Below are 18,345 nucleotides of genomic sequence, written 5' to 3' on the forward strand. Positions count from 1 at the left end.
CGGGCTTCTGTAGGAACAGTTCTAACAGACCGTTGACCGTCCTGCGTTCTGTACCTACAGTAATGACAGAAGGGAAAGTGATCAACGCCCAAACGCAAAAAGCGGCCTCGGTGCTTGCACCACCGAGGCCGCGGACACGGACCAACGCCCTGGAAGGAACTGGCCCGATGCGAACCATCATCCCCCTGATCCCGCGTCCCCGCACCCCGCTGGACGACGAGCTGGACATGCGCCCGCTGGCCTACGCCGTGGAGCGCATGACCCCGGACCTGTGGGCCGCGCTGCTGCCCGGCGAGACCCCGGAGGAGGCCCGCGCCCGCCGCGAGGCCGCCGCCGACATCCTGGACGAGCTGCTGCACGAGGCGCCCGCCGAGATCGCCGAGGCGGTGATCTGGTGAGCCGCCGCCCCGATCTGCCCGCCGGCGAACTGGCCGCCCGCCTGACCGCCGAGCGCGACGCCGACGCCGTCCGCCGCGCCGACGAGCTCGCCCGCGCGCTCGCCGACGCCGAGCACGACCAGGCCCGCCGGGACCTGGGCGTCCGGGTGCGTCTCGCCGAGCTGGACCGCGCCGAGCGCGAAGCGCAGGCATCCGCGTCCGCGGAGCTGTCCCGCCTCTACCGCAAGGCCGTCGCGGCCGGGGAGCGCACCCGCATCTCCGCCGGCCTCGCCCGCAGTGCGGAGGCCCGCGCGCTGCGTCTGGAGCAGACCCGCACCCTGAACCTGCGCGTGCTGATCCCGGTCCTGGTCGGGTTCGGCGCCTGGTCGACCACGGGCGTGCAGGAGGGCGCGGCCCGCCTGATGGCCGTCGACTCCGGCGCCCCGACCTGGTGGGCGCTGTGGATCCTGGAGCCCGTCCTGCTGGGCGCGGTCGTGTGGGTCATCATCGCCCGCGCCCGCCTCGCATCCGCCGGCGGGCGCCTGGCCGAGGCCGCCGAGCGGATCGCCGCCGCGTGCCTGACCACGAGCGTGCTCCTGAACGTCGTCGCGGCGCTGCCGGGTGAGGGCGGCCCGACCGGGTGGGAGGCGGTCGGCGCGATCGTCGCCCACATCATCGGCCCGCTCGGCGCGGCTGCCACCGCGCACCTGATCGGCGTGGTGGACGCGAGCATCTCGAGCGCGGACCCGTGGCACGAGCGCGGGGTGCGGGTGCCGACGCTCGCGGAGATGGACCTGCGGCCGCCCGCGACCCCCGCTCTCGGCACCGCTTCCGAGCCTGCTGCCGAGACCGCCGTCGACAGCGCCGCCGAGAGCACGCAGGACAGCGCTCCGGAGCGGCCCACGACGGTGTGGCCGGTGCTCCCGGAGGGCCGGGCCCTGCTGCCGATCGTCGCCCGCCCGGCCGCTCCTGAGAGCGCCCCGCGAACCGGGACCAGCCAGGACGGACAGGGCAAGACGAGAGCGGCCCGCCGGGTGCGTCCGGCGACGCGCCCGAACAAGGGCGTGCCGCTCCCGCCGGTGCTGAAGGCCGCTTCCGCGCGGACGCTGACGGACGCCGACCTCGCCGAGCGGCTCGCCGCTCTCGTGGTCTCCGGAGAGCTGGCCGCGAACGCCTCCATCCGCCAGGTCTCCGCCGCTCTCGGCATCGGGTTCGAGCGCGCCAAGCGCGTGCTGTCGACCAGCTCCGCCGGTGCTGTCGAGATCGGCCAGGAGCGCGGGGAGGTGGCCGCGTGAGCGCGATCACCACGGGTCTGCTGCTGCTCTCCCAGGAGGAGCCCGACGTGCCGCTGTCGGCGGTGCTGGTCTACGACCCGGTCGTCGACCCCTACGCGCTGCGGCTGGTGTTCCGCCACGACGACGGCCGGGAGATGGCCGACTACCTGTTCGCGCGGGACCTGCTGGCCGCCGGGCTCACCGAGCCGACCGGCACCGGGGACGTGCGGATCGCTCCGGCCGGCGAGGACTGGGTGATGCTCACCCTGGTCTACGACGGCGACGCCTTCAGCCTGTTCACTCCGCGGGATCAGGTCGTCTCGGCACTGGCCCGCTGCTACCGGCAGGTGCCGCGCGGCCACGAGGACGAGTGGCTCGACTGGGACACCGAGATCCATGTCCTGCTGACCTCCCGGTGCCACCGGCAGGTGCGGCTGTGGGAGGCCGGCGGATGGTGCGCCCGCACCGCGACTCTGACCCTGACCGACGACCCGGTGGTGGCCGCGTTGATGGTCCCGGACCTGCGCGGCGAGAGGGCCGGTATCTGGTACCTGGAGCTGGAGACGCTGCGCACCTGGGTGGCCGACTCAGCGGACGGGTGGATCCGTCTGGAGCTGCCCCGTGACGGTGAGCTGCTGCTGCAGAGCGACCAGCTCGCCGCGTTCCTGGCCGACGCTCAGGCGCAGGCGGGAGGTGCGGCATGACGCGCACCGCCCTCGCCGTGACCTGCGCCGAGCGGCAGGTGCCCGGCCTGCCCGAGCACCTGGCCGACGTCCGCACCTGGGTGGCCGCCCTGCTGCCGCCCGCCTGCCCGCGCACCGCGGACGTGCTGCTGGTCGCCTCCGAGCTGGCCACCAACGCCGTCCTGCACTCGGCGTCCGGCCTGGTGGGCGGCGCCTACCGCATCCGCCTGGTCGTCACCGGCGGCGCGGTGGAGGTCACCGTGGTCGACCAGGGGCCGGCCACCGTCCCGGCGCAGCGCCCGGCCGGGGAGGGCGGCTACGGCCTGTCCCTCATCGCCGAGCTGGCCGACGCCTACGAGGCGCGGACGAGTGAGGCCGGGCGCTGCGCCTGGTGCCGGATCGACCTGGCCGGAGGTGCGGCATGACGGCCCGCCACCGCCCGGAGATCCTGCGCCGCCGCGACCGCGTCGGCCGCGTCTACCAGCTCGTATGCACCTGCGGTCAGGCCTGGGACGAGCACGTGGCCCGCCGCCTGGCCGAGGTCGACATGTCCGAGCACCTGCTGTCCCTGCCGCCCGTCCCGGCCGCCCAGCAGTGCCGCGACCCCCGCCGCCACGACCGCCGCGACTGGGAGCCGTGCCAGGTGTGCGCCGCCCAGGTGACCCTCTTCGACCTCGCCGAGGTGACCCGATGAACGAGACCGAGAACCCGGCCGTTGAGCCGGAGCCCGTCCCCGCCGAGACCCCGGCCCCGGCCGCTCCGGCCGCTGAGCCGGTCGACGACGGCCAGGAGGAGGAGCGCCCGGAGGGCATCCCCGCCGGGCACCTGGCCGCCGGAGGTGTCTCAGCCGCTTCCGCGCTGCTGACCGGCGTCTACCAGCTCGCCGGTCTGCCCGGCCTGATCGGCGGCGCGGTGCTGGCCGGCGGCGGAGCGGCCGCCTACGTCCGCCACCGTCTGCAGCGGCGCCGCTCCGGCCGGACCTGGGGTGTGGCCTGGGAGGACGGGCGCGGTGGCCGGGCCGGTACCGGGGGACGCCGCTCCTCCGGCGGCGCGTTCGGCGCGCTGCGCAGCGAGGGACGTTCCGCCGGTGCCGGTCGCTCCGGTCGCTCGAGCGGCTCCCGCTCGCGGGCGGGGGGTCTGCTGGGCGGTCGCGGTGGCCGCGCGGCCGGGACGACCCGCTCGGGTGGACTCGGTGGGCTGGTCGGTGGCCGGGCCGCTCGCCCGTCCGGGACCGGGTCGGCCGGGTCTGCGGCGGCGGGCCGCTCGCGTGCGGACCGTGCTGCCGAGCGGCTGGCCCGACGCCGCCGTACCTCCTCCGAGGCGAGCGCGGCCACCCGCTCTACCGGCCGTACGCAGGGCGGGAAGCGGCGCGGGCCGCTCGGCAAGGCCCGGCAGACGGCCGCCTCGACCGCCACGGCCGCGCGCCGGTTCGGCCGGATGACCCGCCGCGCCGGAGCCGCGACCGCCGGGGCGACGACCCGGGCGGCGCGGTCGGTCGGTAGCCGGGTACGCCAGGGTGCGGCCCGGGTCGACGCCGCGACCGGCGGCCGGGCGAGCCGCGCCTACCGGGCCGTGGGCCGTACCGCTCGCCGCACGGTGCGGGCCACGGGGCGGGCCGCCGCGGCTCAGGCCCGCCGGGCCGGGGCGTGGGCCGACCGCAAGACCGGCCGCCGGATGAGCACCGCGTGGGCCGCGACCCGCAGCGCGGACGGCTACCGGGCGGCCCGCCGGCGGGCCGCCGCGACGCTGGGCGGTCCGGCCGGAGCCGTCGCCGCTCCGCTGCTGGCGCTGCTGGCCCTGGCCGTCAAGCGCTGGCGCGCCCGCCAGGAGCGCAAGGCCACCGCCAAGGCGACGGCGGAGGCGACCAGCGAGAACTCCGCCGCCGACAGCGCCGAGGACGCCCCGGACGACACCCACGCCGTCACCGGCAGCACCTGGTGCCCCCGGTGCCGGGCGTTCATCGTCGCCACCATCCCCGCAGGTCAGCAGAAGCGCACCGTCGTCTGCGAGGGCTGCGGATTCACCCTGCATTTCGTCCGGGAGCACAACGAGCCCGACGACCCGCCGGAGGACGAGGACACCTCGTCCGCTCCGGCCGCTGACCGGCCGTCCGGGCCGGTCATCACCCCATCCCGCATCTACCGAAGGAGCCCCACCATGAGCGCCAACCCGCTCGCCGCCGCTGCCGCCGAGGTCAACTCGGTGGCCGCCGCCCACGCGCCGGTCGACATGTTCCAGGTCGCCCGCGAACTCGACCAGCTGCACGAGGTGCCGGCCAACGTCGCCCTGGCGCTGCGGACCTACACCCAGCGGCTGCAGGGCGAGTACCCGATCAACCCGGCCGTGGTGGAGGCGATCCACCAGCTCTACGCCGGGATGGCGCAGCTCGTGTCCGTGGCCGAGGAGATCGGGCCGCTGTTCCGCCAGATCCACGCCGACGACCTGCGGCGCGAGGAGGCGCCGAGGACCAACGAGCAGCTTTGGAACGTCTGAGCGCATCCGAACGGAACGACGAGGAGATGACGGTGGGCACCCACACCAAGACCAAGACCGAGTCCCGGCCGGTGGACTGGTCGCTGACCCCGCGCGGACCGGTCTCGGCGACCGCTCAGGGCGTGCTCGCCCTGGCGGCGCTGGCCACGGTCGGCGACGCGGTCGAGCTGGCCCCGCTGTGGGGCGGCGCCGCGACCGCGGCCGGCGCGGTGGGCACGGTCCTGGCCGGTGCCCACCGCCAGCTCGCTCCCTCCGCGCTGCTGTACCGGCTGGCGTGCTGGATCGGCGCCGGGTCCTGGTGGACCTGGACGCTGATCGACACTCCCTGGTCGCAGAGCGCCTGGGCCGCGCTGGGGATCGGCGCGCTGACGGCCGGGGTCACCGCGCCGCTGGGGCGCACCCGCGCGGCCCGCCCGGTGGCCGGCGCCCCGGCCGCGACCGGCACCGCCCTGGTCCCGCGCCGCTACGCCACCCTGGCCGCCGAGTGGGCCGCGCGGATCAAGCGCTGCTGCACCGGCCTGACGGTCACCATCGAGGACGTGCGCGAGTGGCCGACCCGCACCGGCTACTCCCTGCTGGTCGTCCTGCCGCCCGGCGGCGCGACCCTCAGCCGCCTGGAGAACGCCGCCGAGGGCATGGCCAACGACGCGCGGCTGCCGCTGGGCTGCGGAGTGGAGTTCACCCCCGGCAACCTGCGCGGAACGCTGTGGATGCACGTGGCCACCGTCAACCGGCTGGCCGACGACATCGACCCCCCGGCCGACTACGCGCCTCAGTCGGTGCTGGACGGCATCACGCTGGGCGAGCACCGCGACGGCAGCCCCATGCGCATCCAGGTCCGCCAGCCGCGCACCATCGTGGTCGGCACCACCGGCTCCGGCAAGACCGGCACCCTGCACGCCATCACCCGTGAGCTGGGCCTGTGCTACGACAACCTGACCTGGCACATGGACCTCAACGGCGGCGGTGTCTCCCAGCCGTGGCTGCGCGCCTGGCTGGACGGGCAGGCCGACCGGCCCCCGGTCGACTGGGCCGCCCCGTGCCCGGAGGAGGCGCTGCTGATGGCGACCGCCCTGGTGGCCATCGCCAAGGAGCGCAAGACCGCCTACAGCGCGCGCCGGGTGGAGGCCGACGAGGACCTGCTGCCGGTCGACGCCGACGTCCCGCAGATCACCACCGTGCTGGACGAGGGGTTCGAGGTGCTGTCTCCGCAGGTGCGCGACCCGCTGCAGAAGAGGATCCGCGAGCGGATCGAGGAGAGTGCCCGCATCGGCCGCGCCGAGGCCTGCCAGGTGCTGGTCTCGGCGCTGCGGTCCACCGCGAACACGCTGTCGACGGACCTGCTGGCGCTGCTGCACAACCGCATCATCATGGCCGGGTGCCAGGAGCAGGAGCTGCTGTACCTGTACGGCCAGAGCAAGGGCGTCAGCGTCGAGGACCTGTCCGGCCCCGGCTCCGGGTTCGTCCGGACCTTCGGCAGCCACGAGGTCCGCACCTGGAAGGCGTGGCGGATGAAGCCCAAGCGCGACGTCCACCCGGCCTCGCGGGTGATCTCCCGCATCCGCCCGGACCTGGACGCGCCCAGCGTCGCGGCGGCCGGCCGGGCCTACCGCACCCGGTACGAGCGGATGCGCTGGCTGTTTTCCACCCCGGAGCAGCGGTGCCACCTGCCGCGCCCCCAGGTGATCGAGCTGCCCGGCATCACCGACGACCGCGGCAACCCGATCGCGTGGGACCCGGCCCTGACCCACCCGGCCGCCGGCCAGGAGGTCGGCACGGCCCCGGCCACGACTCCGGCGCCCCGGCCCGCGACGTCCCCCGTGGGGCCGCGCCGGCTGACGGTGCTGCCCGGCGGCGCGGACGCCAGCGCGTGGGCCGACCCGATCGACCTGGCCCGCGGCCCCCGCCCCGCCCGGTCGACGGCGGACGCCTCGGCGTGGGCCGACCCGGTCCCGGCCGGCCGTCTGCGCGCCGAGCAGGTCCACCCCGTCCAGGCGCCGTCCGTCCCGGCCGCATCCACCGCAGAGCACCCGGTCCCGCAGATCGTGATCCGCGCCCTGGAGGTCTTCGACGAGCTGCGCGCCGAGCGGCTGCACTCCAGGGAACTGGCCGCCGCGCTGGACCTGACCGAGGGCGACCTGGCGGCGCTGCTGCGCCCGCTGGGTGTCGACCGCCCCGCCAACGCCTTCCTGCGGGGCGGTCAGCGCGGCCGCGGCTACGAGCGTTCGTCCCTGGAGATGGCTGCGGAGCGTATCCGCTGCGGCCAGATCGACGTCCCGGCGGAGGTCGCCGCCTGGCCCGCCGCGTAGCCGTGGGGGTCACACGTGTGGCCCCCACACCCCCACGCCCCCGCACGTGGCACCCCCACACCCCGGTGAGCAGCCGAAACAGCTCCTGTGTGGGGGTGTGTGGGGGCGAAAAAGACCCCCCTTCCCGGGGCCCTGGAGCCCGCAGACCCCCCCTTCTGCCGGACCCCCACACCTCCCACGCCCCGCCCCGTCCGAAGCCCGCACACGACCGCTCAGCCCTCGCCCGATCCGCCACTCACCGTCACCGAAAGGACCCGGGCATGACCGTCTCCACTCCCCGCCTGGCCCCGTTCGACCCGGCCGCCGTCCGCACCGTCTACGCCCCGGCCGTCACCCGGCCCGCCCTGCCCGGCCTCGCCGATCTCGCCTCCGCCCTCGCCGAGGCGGCCCACCGGCCCGGCGTGCTCGTCACCGTCGACCCGGGCCTGGAGGACGGCGCCCTCATCCATCACGCGGACGGCTGCGGCCCGACCCCGCGCGTCGTCGTCGGCGCCGCCCTCCTGGACGACGGCGACCGCCTCGCCGGCGTCCTGGCCCACGAGATCGCCCACCACGCCCTCGACCACGGCACCGGCGCGGTCCAGGCGTGGGCGGTCGCCTCCTACCTGGCGGCTGGCACCGCCCTGGCCACCGCCGCGATCGGCGTCATCCGGCCGCCCTACCTGATCGCCTCCGCCGTCGCCGCGGTGGTCGCCGCGCTCGCCTACCTGGTGGCCGCGGCCTGCCGCCGCCTGGAGGAGTACGACGCCGACACCTACTCGGTGCGGCTGCTGGACGAGGTCGGCCTGGACGGGCGCGCGGCCGCGGAGGCGGCGCTGGCCGCGATCCCGGACGACCCGTGGTGGTACCGGACGGTCGGCTGGATCGCCGGGAGTCACCCCACCGCCGCTGCCCGCCGGCGCAACCTCGCCACCGGCCGATGGGCCCGGCCCCGGGCCGCCTGGCGTTGATGACAAGCTGATCCCACCGCCCCGTCCACCCGAGAGGACCGTCATGGCCACATACCGCGACTTCACCGCCCGCAAGGACGAGCTGCGCGCCGCCGGCCTTTCCTCCACGGCCGCCCGCATCCAGGCGCACCAGGAGATGACCCGCACTCGCCACGAGAGCGAAGAGACGCACCCGGACGCCCAGGAGCGCGACCAGGGCTGACCGCCTCCCCGACCCACCAGGGCCGCCCCTCCCGCCCGGGAAGGGCGGCCCTTCGCTATTGGCCGGCCTCCTGCTGGCCCGCAAGCTCGGCCAGCAGCGCCGCCCGCAGCCCGGCCGCCAGCGCGGGAGCCTGACGGCAGCCCGCGGTCAGGATCGCCGCGAGCGCCTCGTGCTTGGTCGCCCGCCCGGCCGTGGCCGCCAGCAGCTGCTCCACGGCCGCGTCCAGGTCCTCGGCGACCTGCTTCGGCAGGTAGTAGGTCCGGCGGGTCATCCCCTCCGGTTCGCCTCTACGGCGCTTCGGAGGCGTGTATGAGGCAGGTACACCCGTCTCCGAGACAGGTGGAGGCGTCTCGGACGGCTGTGTGAACCGGCCGCCGAGCCGGGCCATGCGCGCCGCCTCGGTGCTCTCGGCGACCCCCTTCGGCGGGCCGATCCGCTTCGACGGAGTCACTCCTGGCCCCCGTCCGCGTCGCCCGCCAGGGCCTTGGCCAACTGCCGGAACTCGGCGGCCGACGGGGAGTCGGGCGCGTAGGCGACCACGGGCAGGCTCTCACGCCATGCCTCCCGGACCTCTTTCAGGTCGCGGATCTCGCCGAGCACGGCCAGCGGCATCTTGTGCAGCTCCTCCAGGGCGGAGGTGACGATGCGGCCCTTGCGCTTGTCCAGCAGGTTGACGACCATCCCCAGCACCTCGATCTCGATCCGCAGATCGTTCTGGGCGGAGGCCACCTGCTCGAGCAGCAGGCGCAGCGCGCGGAAGGTGGAATCCTCGGCCTGCACGGGGATCAGCACCCGGCGGGAGGCCACCAGTGCGTTGTCGGTCAGCGCGCCGAGGGAGGGCGGGCAGTCGATCAGGCACACGTCGTAGACGCCGAGGCCAGCCAGGCGCTCGGTGACCAGCTGCAGCCGCCACTCCATCCCGCGGTGCTGGTAGAGCTGCCGTTCGATCATGAACATCTCGACCGTGGTCGGCACGAGGTCGATCCCGTCGCGCCAGGGGACCACCAGGGCGGTGACCGCCTCGGGGGTGACGGCGCCGGCGTCGGACAGCAGCACGTCGTACAGGGACGCCGGGCGGGTCGCCTCCGGCATGCCGCAGGCCTCGGTCAGGTGCCCCTGCGGGTCCAGGTCGATCATGACGACCCGGTATCCGAGTTCGGCCAGGGCTCCGGCGAGGTTCATGGTGGTGGCCGTCTTGCCGACCCCACCCTTCTGGTTGAGGACCGCGAGAGTGAACACGTCGGCACCGTATCGGCCTTGCCTCGCACACACAGGTAGGAGCCCCGTACACCCCAGTGGGAGGCGAGTACATGTGTGTATGAGACGTCTCATACACGTCTCGTACAGCGCTGCGGCGCAGGTCTCTCGGGGCCGTTCCGGGGGCCTCAGCTCGGGTGCTCGAGGGACGGGGGCCGAAGGTTCCCGGCCTCCGATCGCCCTGGCCCGTGCGGTGGTCGGCCACCCCGGCGATCGTCTACGGCCCCGCCCGGCCTCGGCCGTTGATGAACGCGCGGGTGCGCCTGCGAGTCGGGTCGGCGGGCGGCCGATCTGAAGGGGCGGCGACCTGGACGGCTCGCGGGAGCAGGGGTCGGCCGGTCTCAATCGGCCGGCCACCGGTGGCCCATCGGCCGGGTGAGCGGCCGGGGGTTCCAAGAATCGGGGGTTGAGCAGCAACGGAACGGCCAGTGGCGTTAGCGAGGCGTCAGGGAGTGGCTTACCGCCATTCCCTGTTCCGATCCGGGTGGAGCACGGAACGGGAGGGTGGCAACGTGGGAGCCATGAAGGAGACCTCGGACTCAGCCCCAGCGACCTACGAGGACCTGATACGTCAGACTCGCCGGATCTATCGGGAACTGGAGCGATATGACGGGATAACCCGACGGCAGCTCCAGGAGGAGTGGGAGACCGTTGAAGCCGCGATCTACGTCGCGTTGGACACCACCGACGACGAGTCCGGCCAGGTGGTCGGGCGAGCCGCCCTGGAGGCCGCCCAGCAGATACGGGCTCGGTGGATCCCGAACGCAGACGGCCTTCCCTAGGCTCAGGCGGTCATGATCAAGGGCGGGAGGGGTCGTCCGAGGCGTTCATCTAACGCTCGTCTGATGAACGGGCCCCGGAGCAGCCCCAGACAGGCTGCCGCGTCTGGCTTAGGCGTTCATTTCACCGTTCATTTTCCGATGGCGTTCATCTACTCCGAGCAGTGCGTTTGACGAACGCATCGGAACGGCCAGTCACGATAAGACGCGCCCACCGGGCTCCTTATCGTGACTGGCCGTTCCGATGCTGCTCGACCCCGGAATCCGACCGGCGCCGAGGCCGACCGGAGCGCGGGCGGGCCGGGCCGGGACCGGCCGCCAGGGCCGCACGCCCGGCCCGGCCCGCCGGCGGTCGCGGAGCGGGCGCCCTTGAACCTGTAGAGAAAATTGTCTTCCGATCATGGAATCGGTCGTTGGCCACCGTGCCCTCTAGGCTCTAGAGACCAGCTCAGACGGTCGATGGGCCTCTAGGGCACCCTCTAGGCCTAGAGGGGCCAGTCTCTAGACCTAGAGGAGCCGAATGCCGACTAGACGATGATCGAGTTGGCAAGGGGCAGCGCCCCGCTGAAAGCGGCACCGCCCGCCAGGAGGGCCGCGGGCCAGCTCTTTCCGTCTGCGCGTACCAATGAGATCGCCCCCGCGCCAGCGATGACCGCCGCACCGAAGATGACCGCAGCTCGAAGTCCCATCGTCCCTCCCGAAGACCCGTGAGAATCAAGATCGTTGTCTGTTGCTACACCACGCCGATGTGGTGAAGTACCTGCTCAGGACAGCTTCGGGTGCTCTCCGACCGGTTGATCCTTTTTGCTCAACTCCGTGAACGCGTGAGACATCGCGACTTCAGCAGGTAAGCATGTGGTGCTTTGAGTCACACTTGGGCTTTCGTAGACACTCTGAGACAGCGTGAGGAAGGGTGCGTGATGAGCCGGGGTATCAGGATGCGCACGCTCACTGAACTACTGCCGTATCAGGCAACGTTCGCCTCGTTGTGAACCGCCGTCCGGCTGCTGCGCCGGACGGCACCGAACCGCCATGATGAACGGCGTGGCTGAACGCGTACAGGTCCGTGAGATCGACGACGACGAAGGACGGCGACTGCTGCGGACCATCCGCCGCGGCACCGGATCGGTGGTGACCTGGCGGCGCGCGCAGATGGTGCTGCTGTCGGCCCAGCACATGCCCGTGACGAAGATCGCCGAGGTGACCTTCACCAGCCCCGACCGGGTCCGCGACGTCATCCACAACTTCAACACCGACGGCTTCGACTCCCTGCAACCCAAGTACCGAGGCGGCCGGCCCAAGACCTTCACCTTGGCCGAACGCCGCGAGATCAAGAAGATCGCCAAATCGAAGCCAGCCGAGCACGGCCTGCCGTTTTCGACCTGGAGCCTGGCCAAGCTGGCCGACTTCCTGGTCGCCGAGGGGGTGGTCGACGACATCAGCCACGAGGGCCTGCGCATCCTGCTCCGCCAGGAGGGCGTCTCGTTTCAACGCGTGAAGACCTGGAAGACCTCCCGCGATCCGGACTACGCCGCCAAGAAGGCCCGCATCGAGCATCTGTATGCGATCGCCGACGGCGAGGTCATCGCTGAGCCCGGCGAGCCCGAGGTCGTCTTGTGCCTGGATGAGTTCGGTCCGCTCAACCTGCAGCCCCACCCCGGGCATCAGTGGGCCGAACGCGGTGGCCGGCACAAGGATTCCGACCGCGATCCCCGGCCCCGGCGGCGGGCCACCTACACCCGGCCGCACGGGGTCCGGCACCTGCTCGCCGCCTACGACCTGGGAAAAGACAAGCTCTACGGGCACATCAAGCCGAGGAAGCACCGCACCAGGTTTCTGGAGTTCTGCCGCTACCTGCGCAGCCTCTATCCGCCCGAGATCCGGATCGCGATCGTGTGCGACAACTTCTCCCCGCACCTGAGCACGAGGAAGGACACCCGGGTCGGTGACTGGGCCGCGGCCAACAACGTGCAAATCGCCTACACCCCGACCAACAGCTCCTGGCTGAACCGCATCGAGGCCCAGTTCACCGCGCTGCGCTATTTCGCGTTGGACGGCACCGACCATGCCAGCCACAAGGAGCAGGGCAGCATGATCCGCCGCTACATCATCTGGCGGAACAAGCACGCCGCCGACGAGCATCTACGCGAGGTCGTGAACAGAGCGAACGTAGCGTGAGGGGGTGTGGCGTCACGCCATCGCGGGTCGTGGCTCCTCATCGACGAATCCCAGTCGTCGGTTCATACCGATGGCCGAGGTGTTGCCAGGGTGGTGGAGGGTTCGCAGCCAGCGCATGCCACGAGAACGCGCATATCGGATGGCTAGAACCTTCATGGCCAGGGAGAGTCCCCTTCCGCGGTGGCTGGCCAGCACTCCTGTCATCTCACTGAAAGCGTGTCCTTCGGGACGGATCGATGTTGCCGCCATACCGATCCATGACCCGCCGTCCACGGCAAGGACGACGCCTCGGGGGTCGTAGGTCGGAGTCTCGATGCGCTGGGCGAGGTACTCGTCAAGTGTGTAGAACTCGCCTCGCTCTGGAATGTCGGCGGAACACGTCTTGTTCAGCTCATAGAGTGCGTGCCGATGCTCAGCCGCGTCACCGAGGGCCGCCATGGTCGTGAACTCGATCCCGGCCTGTCGGCAACGTCGAAGATAGGGTTCGAACCGAGCGTTGTCGAACGCATCCAGGTCGAGCTTGAGTCGAACCCAATCAACGACCATAAATCCCCCAGTCCCGAACACTTTCCCGAAGCCTACCGGCCGCCGGACGGAGCAGAGGGAAAGGCGTCGTATCAGGGCAAACGTTGACTGATGCGGCACTACCTCCGGGGGCACACCGTCGCTTCCTGTACCAGTTGTTCGCGTACTACAAGCTGGCCGGCCGACCGACCCTCCGTGAGATCAGCAGCACCATCGACACTTTGGATCTCAAGGCCAGCGTCAGTCCAGAGACGATCAGGCGCGTCCTGCAGGGCATCCTCGTCCCTCCACGGTGGGACACGGTGAACGCGATCTACGAGGCGTTGTGCCACCTCGGCGGAACATCACCCGATGCGGCGGACTGGACGGACGTCGAGGATCCTCGGGACGAGGGTGAGTGGCGCCAGATGCGAATAAACCTGAAGTTCCTCTGGAACCATGCCCTTGACCACCCTGAACCCGACGAGCCGCCCCTACCCTTCTGATCGCTGATTCGTTCTTGTTCACCTCACCCGGACGATGGGCCTCGCGAGGCGTCCGGCGAACCAGTGCGTCGAGATGCAGGGGTACATCCCGCGGCCACCCGCCGGGGCCGGCGCTTCCATCGCACAGGCCGCGCAGGATCACACCGGGCTGTCGTCGCAGGCCAGGGCCGTGTCCATACCGCGCGGGGGCGAGTGCCGCTGCGCCATGTACAACGCCGGGCGCCCCTCGTAGGATGGCGCCGCCGGGTTACGTGACTTCAAACCACGCCAGTTACTGGACTTCAAGACCCGGCGCCGAGCGTGGAAGGGCCTCCTGCCGCCATGGATCCGACCCCAAGCGGGCAGGAGGCCCTATCCCCTCCTACAGGAGGGGATCACCCGGCAAGACGTCGCCGGCGCCGACCGCCACCAGGAGCGTCCACAGCACGAACCTCGCGTAGGCGAGGTAGGTGCGGGTCCTCCAGTAGCGGGCCGCCGCCTCATCGGCGTTGACGTCGGGCCTGGGTCCTTCCGGGGTTTGCTCCGCTTGCACGGACGACAGCCCCCTGTTCTCCCGGCGCGGTGCCGGGTGCCTCGCCGGACCGTCCGGCGACGTCGCCCCGGGCGGTCCTGGCATGCGGGACAGAACTTACGGGGCGCGGCCGGGGCTCGGCAACGGTCTCCCGCAAAGCTGCACCGACCGCGCCCGGCCGAGGGCCGGTCGCGGCGTGCTCGACTTCGGGCCGGTGCTGGCTGCGATCGACCGCGTGTTGAAGATCATGGATCGGCGTGCGCGGTTGCTGGGGCTCGATGCCCCCGCCCGGCATGAGGTGCTGACGCTCGATCGGCTGGACGCCGAGAGCCGTCTCACCGGTACGCCCCCGATCGGGGGAGTGACTTGCCTGCAGGAGGCTGGGGGTGCTCTGCGGTGCCCTCAGCGCCGCGCGCCGCCGATCCCGACGTCCCCGTTTCGGGAGGGGAATCCCTGGTCGAGCCAGGGCATCCCGCGGCCCGCGATGCCGAGATCCTTAACGCCGTGCCCCGCGCATGATCTCGGGATCGCCGGCGTCCTGTCCGATACCGAGACGAGCGAGATTCTGGGCGGTGCGTTCGACGCGTTCGGCGATCACCCGCAGTGCCTCATTGATCGTTTCCTCGGCCGTGGCGGTCCCGAGATCGGCCTGGGCACGGGCGAGGAGATCGTCATCGACGTCCACCGTTCGTTTCGTCATGCGGACGAGTATGTCCGGTCGAGGACCCGCATGGGCAGGCTGATCCCGTTGCGCCCGATTCCGCAGGGAAATTTCTGGCCGGGCCGGGACATCCCAACTCCCGGGAACAGCAGTTCCCGCAACTTGCCCCCGCCGGAATCGGGCATACCGGGCGCGGGGGCCGGTCCTCGCGCCCGCGCGTCCCTGGCCGATCGCCTGCGGGCGGCCGCCCCGCCGGGCCAGCATGGATGCCGTGACCGGCCCGCCGCCTCCCGCCGCCGACGACCCGTACCCGCTGGAGCTGCACGAGCGCATCATGCAGGCGCTGCGCCCCGGCCTGGAGCGCCGCCGCCAGGAGATCGCCCTGCTGCGGGAGCTGTGGGAGGCCGGCCCGCCGAAGGAGTGATCGGCCAGGCCTCGCGCACGCGCGCGTAGGGGGCTCCGGAAACTCCGGAAAGGGGCCAACCGCAGGTCAGGGGCGGTGTCGCAGGCCTGCCGCAGCGCGCTGACCCGGGATAACGTCCCTTATCCCGCCCTAGCTGGAGCCGCCCCTGACCTGCGGAAATGAGCCGTGGTCAGGGGTGGACCGTTGCGTCCTGATGTACACAGTAAAGATCTTGTCCCGGGTCAGGCGATGGTCAGGCGATCCGGTCGACCCAGCAGCCCGCGCACTCGCCGCCCGGCCGCCGGGCCGCGCCCGGATGCTGGGGGCACGGCGGGGATGACGCGCTGAGAGCGCCGGAGAGGCCAGGAGCGGCCGGGGGGGGTCCGTCGATACCGGCGGCGGGGTGTTCGACCGTCTGTGGCCCGCTCAGGACCGCCCGTCGCCCTTCGTTGATCTGTCGGCCGATCTCGGCGCACGCGCTGCACTCGTGCCCATCGGGCAGCCGGTGGTCCTCGCACTCCGGGCGCGGGCAGTCGTAGCCGCGGCGCACGGTGGTGATCGCCACCGCCGTCGGGTCGGCGATCTCCTCGGGCCGGTAGCGCCAGTGCTGCCAGCGGCCGGCGATGCGCTCGGCCAGCTCGGCGGGGGTGCGCGCGGCCAGCTCGGCGGTCAGCGCGGCCAGCACGCGGCGCCGCCCGTGCTCGGGGATGCGCGAGCGCAGCTTCTCGGGCAGGACCCGGTACAGCTCGGCGGCCGCCGGGTGGACCACACCGCGGCCGCCCCGTCGGGGCCTCTTCGGCGTCGGCCGGCCCTTCTTCGGCGATCTTCTGGCCTCCCCGGCGTCAGCCGGGCGCGCGGCCGCCCTACCCACCTGCACGTCGCCTACGGCGGGAGGAAGGTCCGGTGCCTCCAGATCATCTGAGTTCAGAACAGGTGTCTTCTGTGGAGTGCCGGAACCTGGCAGGGGTGAGTGCCGCAACTTGTCAGGGGTGAGTGCCACTGGTTGCGAGGGGTGCGCGGTCGTCTTGCGGCCGCGCTCGGCGTAGTCCAGGGCGGTCTGCTCGGCGGTCTCCGCATCCAGGACGGGGGTCACCAGCAGGCGGCCGCCGCACCGGGCGACGACGTCGACCAGGCCCACGCGCTCCAGTTCGGCCAGGCGCCGGCGACCGGTCGCAGCCGAGGCGCCCAGCAGGGCGCCGAGGTAGCCCACGGAGGCCTCCAGCGGCCGGTGCTCCTGGCGGGCCAGGAGCACCAGGGCGTACAGCCGCCAGGCGTCGGGGGTGATGGTGCCCGCGGGGCGGCGCCGCCCGGCGTGGACGAGGTCCAGGGTCCAGGCGGGCACCGCGGCGTAGGCCTCGCGAGTGAGGCGGGGAAGGCGCAGGGCCGCGTGCTTGACGGCTCTCTTGGCGCCCCGGGGGGCGGAGCGGGCCAGCCACGGGCCGCCCTCGACGTCGGCCAGCAGTTCGCGGCGCGCGTTGTCCAGGGCGGTCTCGGTGGTGCCCAGGGCTGCGGCGACCCAGCGGCGCCGGGCGTAGGCGGGGGCGCGGCCGCCGTCGATCCCGGCGGGCATGAGCGTCTCGTACACCGCCCACGCGGCCACGGCCAGGCCAGTGTGGGCACCGGAGCGCAGCAGGTCTGCGGGCATCTGGATGTGCCCGCGCGGGTGGGTGCGGTGGGGGTGCGTTGTGCCTGCTCCCGGCAGGTCCGCATTCGGGTTGTCCCACGGCTGGGTTACCGTAGAGACCGCAGAGTGAGCCACGTTGCTCGCTTTCTTGCGTAGGGCTCAACCCGGTGAGTTTGGCGACCTGGCGGGTTGAGCGGGTGACCGGCGGTCCTGGTGCCTCTGCTGAGCAGGCTCCAGGGCCGCCGGTTTCGTTACGGAAGGGTCTGTACGTCCTGAGCTGCTGCTGTTGCGAGAAACCTGCCGGTCGCGGTGCGGAGAGCGGCCGGCCGCTGGAAGAGAGCCCCGGAGTCCCTGCCGTCCACGATCATCGTGCGGACGTGGGTGAATCCGCGCTCCAGGTAGTAGCGCTGAAGTCCGTAGTTGTCGCGCCAGCAGTCCAGCCGTAGCCAGCGCTTCCCCTCCTGCTCCGCCTGCGCACAGGCCCAGTCGAGTAGTTCGTCTCCGAGGCCCGTCCCCCGACACCGCCCCGTGATCATGAATTTGTACAGGTAGAGGGCGGTCTCCGGTTCGTCCTCGCTGGTCCAGAAGTCGGTGTCTGGCCCGCTGAGGGTCAGAGAGGCCACGACAGCATCGTCGTTGTCCACGACCAGGTACGTCCCGCCTGCGGTGATGCGGTCGCGGATGACGCGGATGCCTCGGTCCCGGTCGATCCACTGCCGTACTCCGGCCGCGTGCAGCCACCGCTCCGACTCGATGCGCAACGCCACCACGGCGTCGACGTCCTCGGGGGTGGCCTCGCGGACGATCATCTACAGCTCCAGTTCATAAACGAGAAAGTGCTTGTCACCTGCAAAAACGGTGACCATATGGCGCAAAGGCTGTCCGTCCTCGCCGTAGCCAGTGCGCTGATGCTCCCCGACCGGGGTGCCGGTAGGGATGTCGAGCTGGTCGGCCTCGGACGGGGACGGCATGCGGATGATGATCTGGTCTCGGATCGCCACCTGCGGACAACCAATGTGCCGGAGAATGCCGCCGGGCACCGCGATATCCCGCGGCTCCATGAGGAGAGTCCCTCGAGCGATCGACTCCGGGAACCAGCTGGTGGAGAGCTGGTAGGGGACGTTGTCGACGTACCGGATGCGCGTCCGCCGGACGGCCATGTCGCCGTCGCCGAGTTCCAGGACCGTGCAGATGTCCGCCGGCGGAATCTCGATCGACACGTGGACGTCCTGCCGGGGCGTTCGCCCCTGCTCGGCGACACCCGCCGCCCAGTCATCCATGCCGGTGGAGTCGTCATCACGCCTGGGGCCGCGCTCGAACCGGTGCAGATGCCACTCCAGGGGGCGCTGGTCGCGCACCTTCCTGCCGAGCCGCCCCTGACCTCGAGTGATCAGCCCATCGGCCTGGAGCCGCGCGAGGGCCTGGCGCACGGTTGTACGGCTGAGCGAGTGCTGTTCGGCCAGCTGGAGCTCTCGAGGCACGGGGGATCCGGGAGGGAGCTCACCGCTCTCGATCTGACGACGAAGCTCGTTGTAGAGCTCCTCCCAAAGCGGCGTATCGGACATCAGGTCCTCTCCGACGGGCTTCTGTAGGAACAGTTCTAACAGACCGTTGACCGTCCTGCGTTCTGTACC

Annotated in this window: 21 protein-coding genes; 13 read left to right on the forward strand and 8 right to left on the reverse strand. The window is 72.1% G+C overall.

What is annotated here, in order from left to right; genetic code table 11:
* The first annotated feature begins 167 nt into the window (after positions 1-167).
* The 9 genes from ABD823_RS32565 to ABD823_RS32605 all read left to right on the forward strand — a co-directional run bounded on the left by ABD823_RS32565 (position 168) and on the right by ABD823_RS32605 (position 8,288).
* Positions 168-398, forward strand: a complete 231-nt coding sequence (locus ABD823_RS32565; protein ID WP_344866450.1) for a hypothetical protein — start codon at positions 168-170, stop codon at positions 396-398.
* Positions 395-1,672, forward strand: coding sequence for a hypothetical protein (locus ABD823_RS32570; protein WP_344866452.1), 1,278 nt, complete (start codon positions 395-397; stop codon positions 1,670-1,672). The genes ABD823_RS32565 and ABD823_RS32570 overlap by 4 nt, the downstream gene beginning before the upstream one ends.
* Positions 1,669-2,355, forward strand: a complete 687-nt coding sequence (locus ABD823_RS32575; protein ID WP_344866454.1) for an SsgA family sporulation/cell division regulator — start codon at positions 1,669-1,671, stop codon at positions 2,353-2,355. Before ABD823_RS32570 ends, ABD823_RS32575 begins: the two co-directional genes overlap by 4 nt.
* Positions 2,352-2,759, forward strand: coding sequence for an ATP-binding protein (locus ABD823_RS32580; protein ID WP_344866456.1), 408 nt, complete (start codon positions 2,352-2,354; stop codon positions 2,757-2,759). The genes ABD823_RS32575 and ABD823_RS32580 overlap by 4 nt, the downstream gene beginning before the upstream one ends.
* Complete coding sequence (locus ABD823_RS32585; RefSeq protein ID WP_344866458.1) at positions 2,756-3,028, forward strand: hypothetical protein; 273 nt, start codon at positions 2,756-2,758, stop codon at positions 3,026-3,028. The genes ABD823_RS32580 and ABD823_RS32585 overlap by 4 nt, the downstream gene beginning before the upstream one ends.
* Entirely contained in the window at positions 3,025-4,827 is a 1,803-nt protein-coding gene (locus ABD823_RS32590) for a hypothetical protein (protein ID WP_344866460.1), read from the forward strand. The genes ABD823_RS32585 and ABD823_RS32590 overlap by 4 nt, the downstream gene beginning before the upstream one ends.
* Positions 4,815-7,136 (forward strand): hypothetical protein, encoded by a 2,322-nt coding sequence (locus ABD823_RS32595; protein WP_344866462.1) that lies wholly within the window; start codon positions 4,815-4,817, stop codon positions 7,134-7,136. Before ABD823_RS32590 ends, ABD823_RS32595 begins: the two co-directional genes overlap by 13 nt.
* 260 nt (positions 7,137-7,396) lie before the next feature.
* Positions 7,397-8,086, forward strand: a complete 690-nt coding sequence (locus tag ABD823_RS32600; RefSeq protein WP_344866464.1) for a M48 family metalloprotease — start codon at positions 7,397-7,399, stop codon at positions 8,084-8,086.
* Positions 8,087-8,129: 43 nt separating this feature from the next.
* Positions 8,130-8,288: a hypothetical protein gene (locus ABD823_RS32605; protein WP_344866466.1), complete on the forward strand. Its 159-nt coding sequence runs from the start codon at positions 8,130-8,132 to the stop codon at positions 8,286-8,288.
* A 55-nt stretch (positions 8,289-8,343) separates the two neighbouring features.
* Here ABD823_RS32605 and ABD823_RS32610 read toward each other — a convergent pair whose 3' ends face one another.
* Together ABD823_RS32610 and ABD823_RS32615 are read right to left on the reverse strand one after the other, a co-directional pair.
* Complete coding sequence (locus tag ABD823_RS32610; RefSeq protein ID WP_344866468.1) at positions 8,344-8,559, reverse strand: hypothetical protein; 216 nt, start codon at positions 8,557-8,559, stop codon at positions 8,344-8,346.
* 176 nt (positions 8,560-8,735) lie between these two features.
* The gene (locus ABD823_RS32615) at positions 8,736-9,527 is read right to left on the reverse strand and encodes a ParA family protein (protein ID WP_344866470.1); all 792 of its coding nucleotides are present in this window, start codon (positions 9,525-9,527) and stop codon (positions 8,736-8,738) included.
* A gap of 539 nt (positions 9,528-10,066) precedes the next feature.
* Between ABD823_RS32615 and ABD823_RS32620 the strand changes: the two genes are divergently transcribed.
* A complete protein-coding gene (locus ABD823_RS32620; protein ID WP_344866472.1) occupies positions 10,067-10,327 on the forward strand; it encodes a hypothetical protein in 261 nt (86 codons plus the stop codon).
* 1,041 nt (positions 10,328-11,368) lie between these two features.
* Entirely contained in the window at positions 11,369-12,502 is a 1,134-nt protein-coding gene (locus ABD823_RS32625; RefSeq protein WP_344866474.1) for an IS630 family transposase, read from the forward strand.
* Positions 12,503-12,514: 12 nt separating this feature from the next.
* On the opposite strand, the gene ABD823_RS32630 is transcribed toward ABD823_RS32625, so the two are convergent.
* Positions 12,515-13,048, reverse strand: coding sequence for a GNAT family N-acetyltransferase (locus ABD823_RS32630; protein WP_344866476.1), 534 nt, complete (start codon positions 13,046-13,048; stop codon positions 12,515-12,517).
* A 134-nt stretch (positions 13,049-13,182) separates the two neighbouring features.
* On the opposite strand from ABD823_RS32630, the gene ABD823_RS32635 reads away from it, so the two are divergent.
* Positions 13,183-13,512 (forward strand): hypothetical protein, encoded by a 330-nt coding sequence (locus ABD823_RS32635; RefSeq protein ID WP_344866478.1) that lies wholly within the window; start codon positions 13,183-13,185, stop codon positions 13,510-13,512.
* 361 nt (positions 13,513-13,873) lie between these two features.
* Here ABD823_RS32635 and ABD823_RS32640 read toward each other — a convergent pair whose 3' ends face one another.
* Both ABD823_RS32640 and ABD823_RS32645 read right to left on the reverse strand, forming a co-directional pair.
* Complete coding sequence (locus ABD823_RS32640) at positions 13,874-14,044, reverse strand: hypothetical protein (protein WP_344866480.1); 171 nt, start codon at positions 14,042-14,044, stop codon at positions 13,874-13,876.
* A gap of 475 nt (positions 14,045-14,519) precedes the next feature.
* Positions 14,520-14,723 (reverse strand): type II toxin-antitoxin system VapB family antitoxin, encoded by a 204-nt coding sequence (locus ABD823_RS32645; protein WP_344866482.1) that lies wholly within the window; start codon positions 14,721-14,723, stop codon positions 14,520-14,522.
* A gap of 232 nt (positions 14,724-14,955) precedes the next feature.
* Between ABD823_RS32645 and ABD823_RS32650 the strand changes: the two genes are divergently transcribed.
* Positions 14,956-15,108 (forward strand): hypothetical protein, encoded by a 153-nt coding sequence (locus ABD823_RS32650; RefSeq protein ID WP_344866484.1) that lies wholly within the window; start codon positions 14,956-14,958, stop codon positions 15,106-15,108.
* A gap of 232 nt (positions 15,109-15,340) precedes the next feature.
* Here the strand turns inward: ABD823_RS32650 and ABD823_RS32655 are convergent, their stop codons facing one another.
* The 3 genes from ABD823_RS32655 to ABD823_RS32665 form a co-directional block, all read right to left on the reverse strand.
* Positions 15,341-16,732 carry a hypothetical protein gene (locus ABD823_RS32655; RefSeq protein ID WP_344866486.1) on the reverse strand — a complete coding sequence of 464 codons (1,392 nt, stop codon included), beginning with the start codon at positions 16,730-16,732 and terminating at the stop codon, positions 15,341-15,343.
* 230 nt (positions 16,733-16,962) lie between these two features.
* Complete coding sequence (locus ABD823_RS32660; protein WP_344866488.1) at positions 16,963-17,520, reverse strand: GNAT family N-acetyltransferase; 558 nt, start codon at positions 17,518-17,520, stop codon at positions 16,963-16,965.
* On the reverse strand, positions 17,521-18,345 hold an 825-nt coding region (locus ABD823_RS32665; protein ID WP_344866489.1), incomplete at its 5' end, for a GntR family transcriptional regulator.

The organism is Planomonospora alba, from assembly GCF_039534085.1.
In the GTDB taxonomy this organism is placed as follows: Bacteria; Actinomycetota; Actinomycetes; order Streptosporangiales; family Streptosporangiaceae; genus Planomonospora_B; species Planomonospora_B alba.

What these genes read in the sequence shown, in the direction of transcription:
- ABD823_RS32565 (WP_344866450.1), top strand. Translation starts at nt 168, where the DNA reads ATGCGAACCATCATCCCCCTGATCCCGCGTCCCCGCACCCCGCTGGAC.
- ABD823_RS32580 (WP_344866456.1), top strand. Translation starts at nt 2,352, where the DNA reads ATGACGCGCACCGCCCTCGCCGTGACCTGCGCCGAGCGGCAGGTGCCC.
- ABD823_RS32585 (WP_344866458.1), top strand. Translation starts at nt 2,756, where the DNA reads ATGACGGCCCGCCACCGCCCGGAGATCCTGCGCCGCCGCGACCGCGTC.
- ABD823_RS32590 (WP_344866460.1), top strand. Translation starts at nt 3,025, where the DNA reads ATGAACGAGACCGAGAACCCGGCCGTTGAGCCGGAGCCCGTCCCCGCC.
- ABD823_RS32600 (WP_344866464.1), top strand. Translation starts at nt 7,397, where the DNA reads ATGACCGTCTCCACTCCCCGCCTGGCCCCGTTCGACCCGGCCGCCGTC.
- ABD823_RS32605 (WP_344866466.1), top strand. Translation starts at nt 8,130, where the DNA reads ATGGCCACATACCGCGACTTCACCGCCCGCAAGGACGAGCTGCGCGCC.
- ABD823_RS32610 (WP_344866468.1), bottom strand. Translation starts at nt 8,559, where the DNA reads ATGACCCGCCGGACCTACTACCTGCCGAAGCAGGTCGCCGAGGACCTG.
- ABD823_RS32620 (WP_344866472.1), top strand. Translation starts at nt 10,067, where the DNA reads ATGAAGGAGACCTCGGACTCAGCCCCAGCGACCTACGAGGACCTGATA.
- ABD823_RS32630 (WP_344866476.1), bottom strand. Translation starts at nt 13,048, where the DNA reads ATGGTCGTTGATTGGGTTCGACTCAAGCTCGACCTGGATGCGTTCGAC.
- ABD823_RS32645 (WP_344866482.1), bottom strand. Translation starts at nt 14,723, where the DNA reads ATGACGAAACGAACGGTGGACGTCGATGACGATCTCCTCGCCCGTGCC.
- ABD823_RS32655 (WP_344866486.1), bottom strand. Translation starts at nt 16,732, where the DNA reads ATGCCCGCAGACCTGCTGCGCTCCGGTGCCCACACTGGCCTGGCCGTG.
- ABD823_RS32660 (WP_344866488.1), bottom strand. Translation starts at nt 17,520, where the DNA reads ATGATCGTCCGCGAGGCCACCCCCGAGGACGTCGACGCCGTGGTGGCG.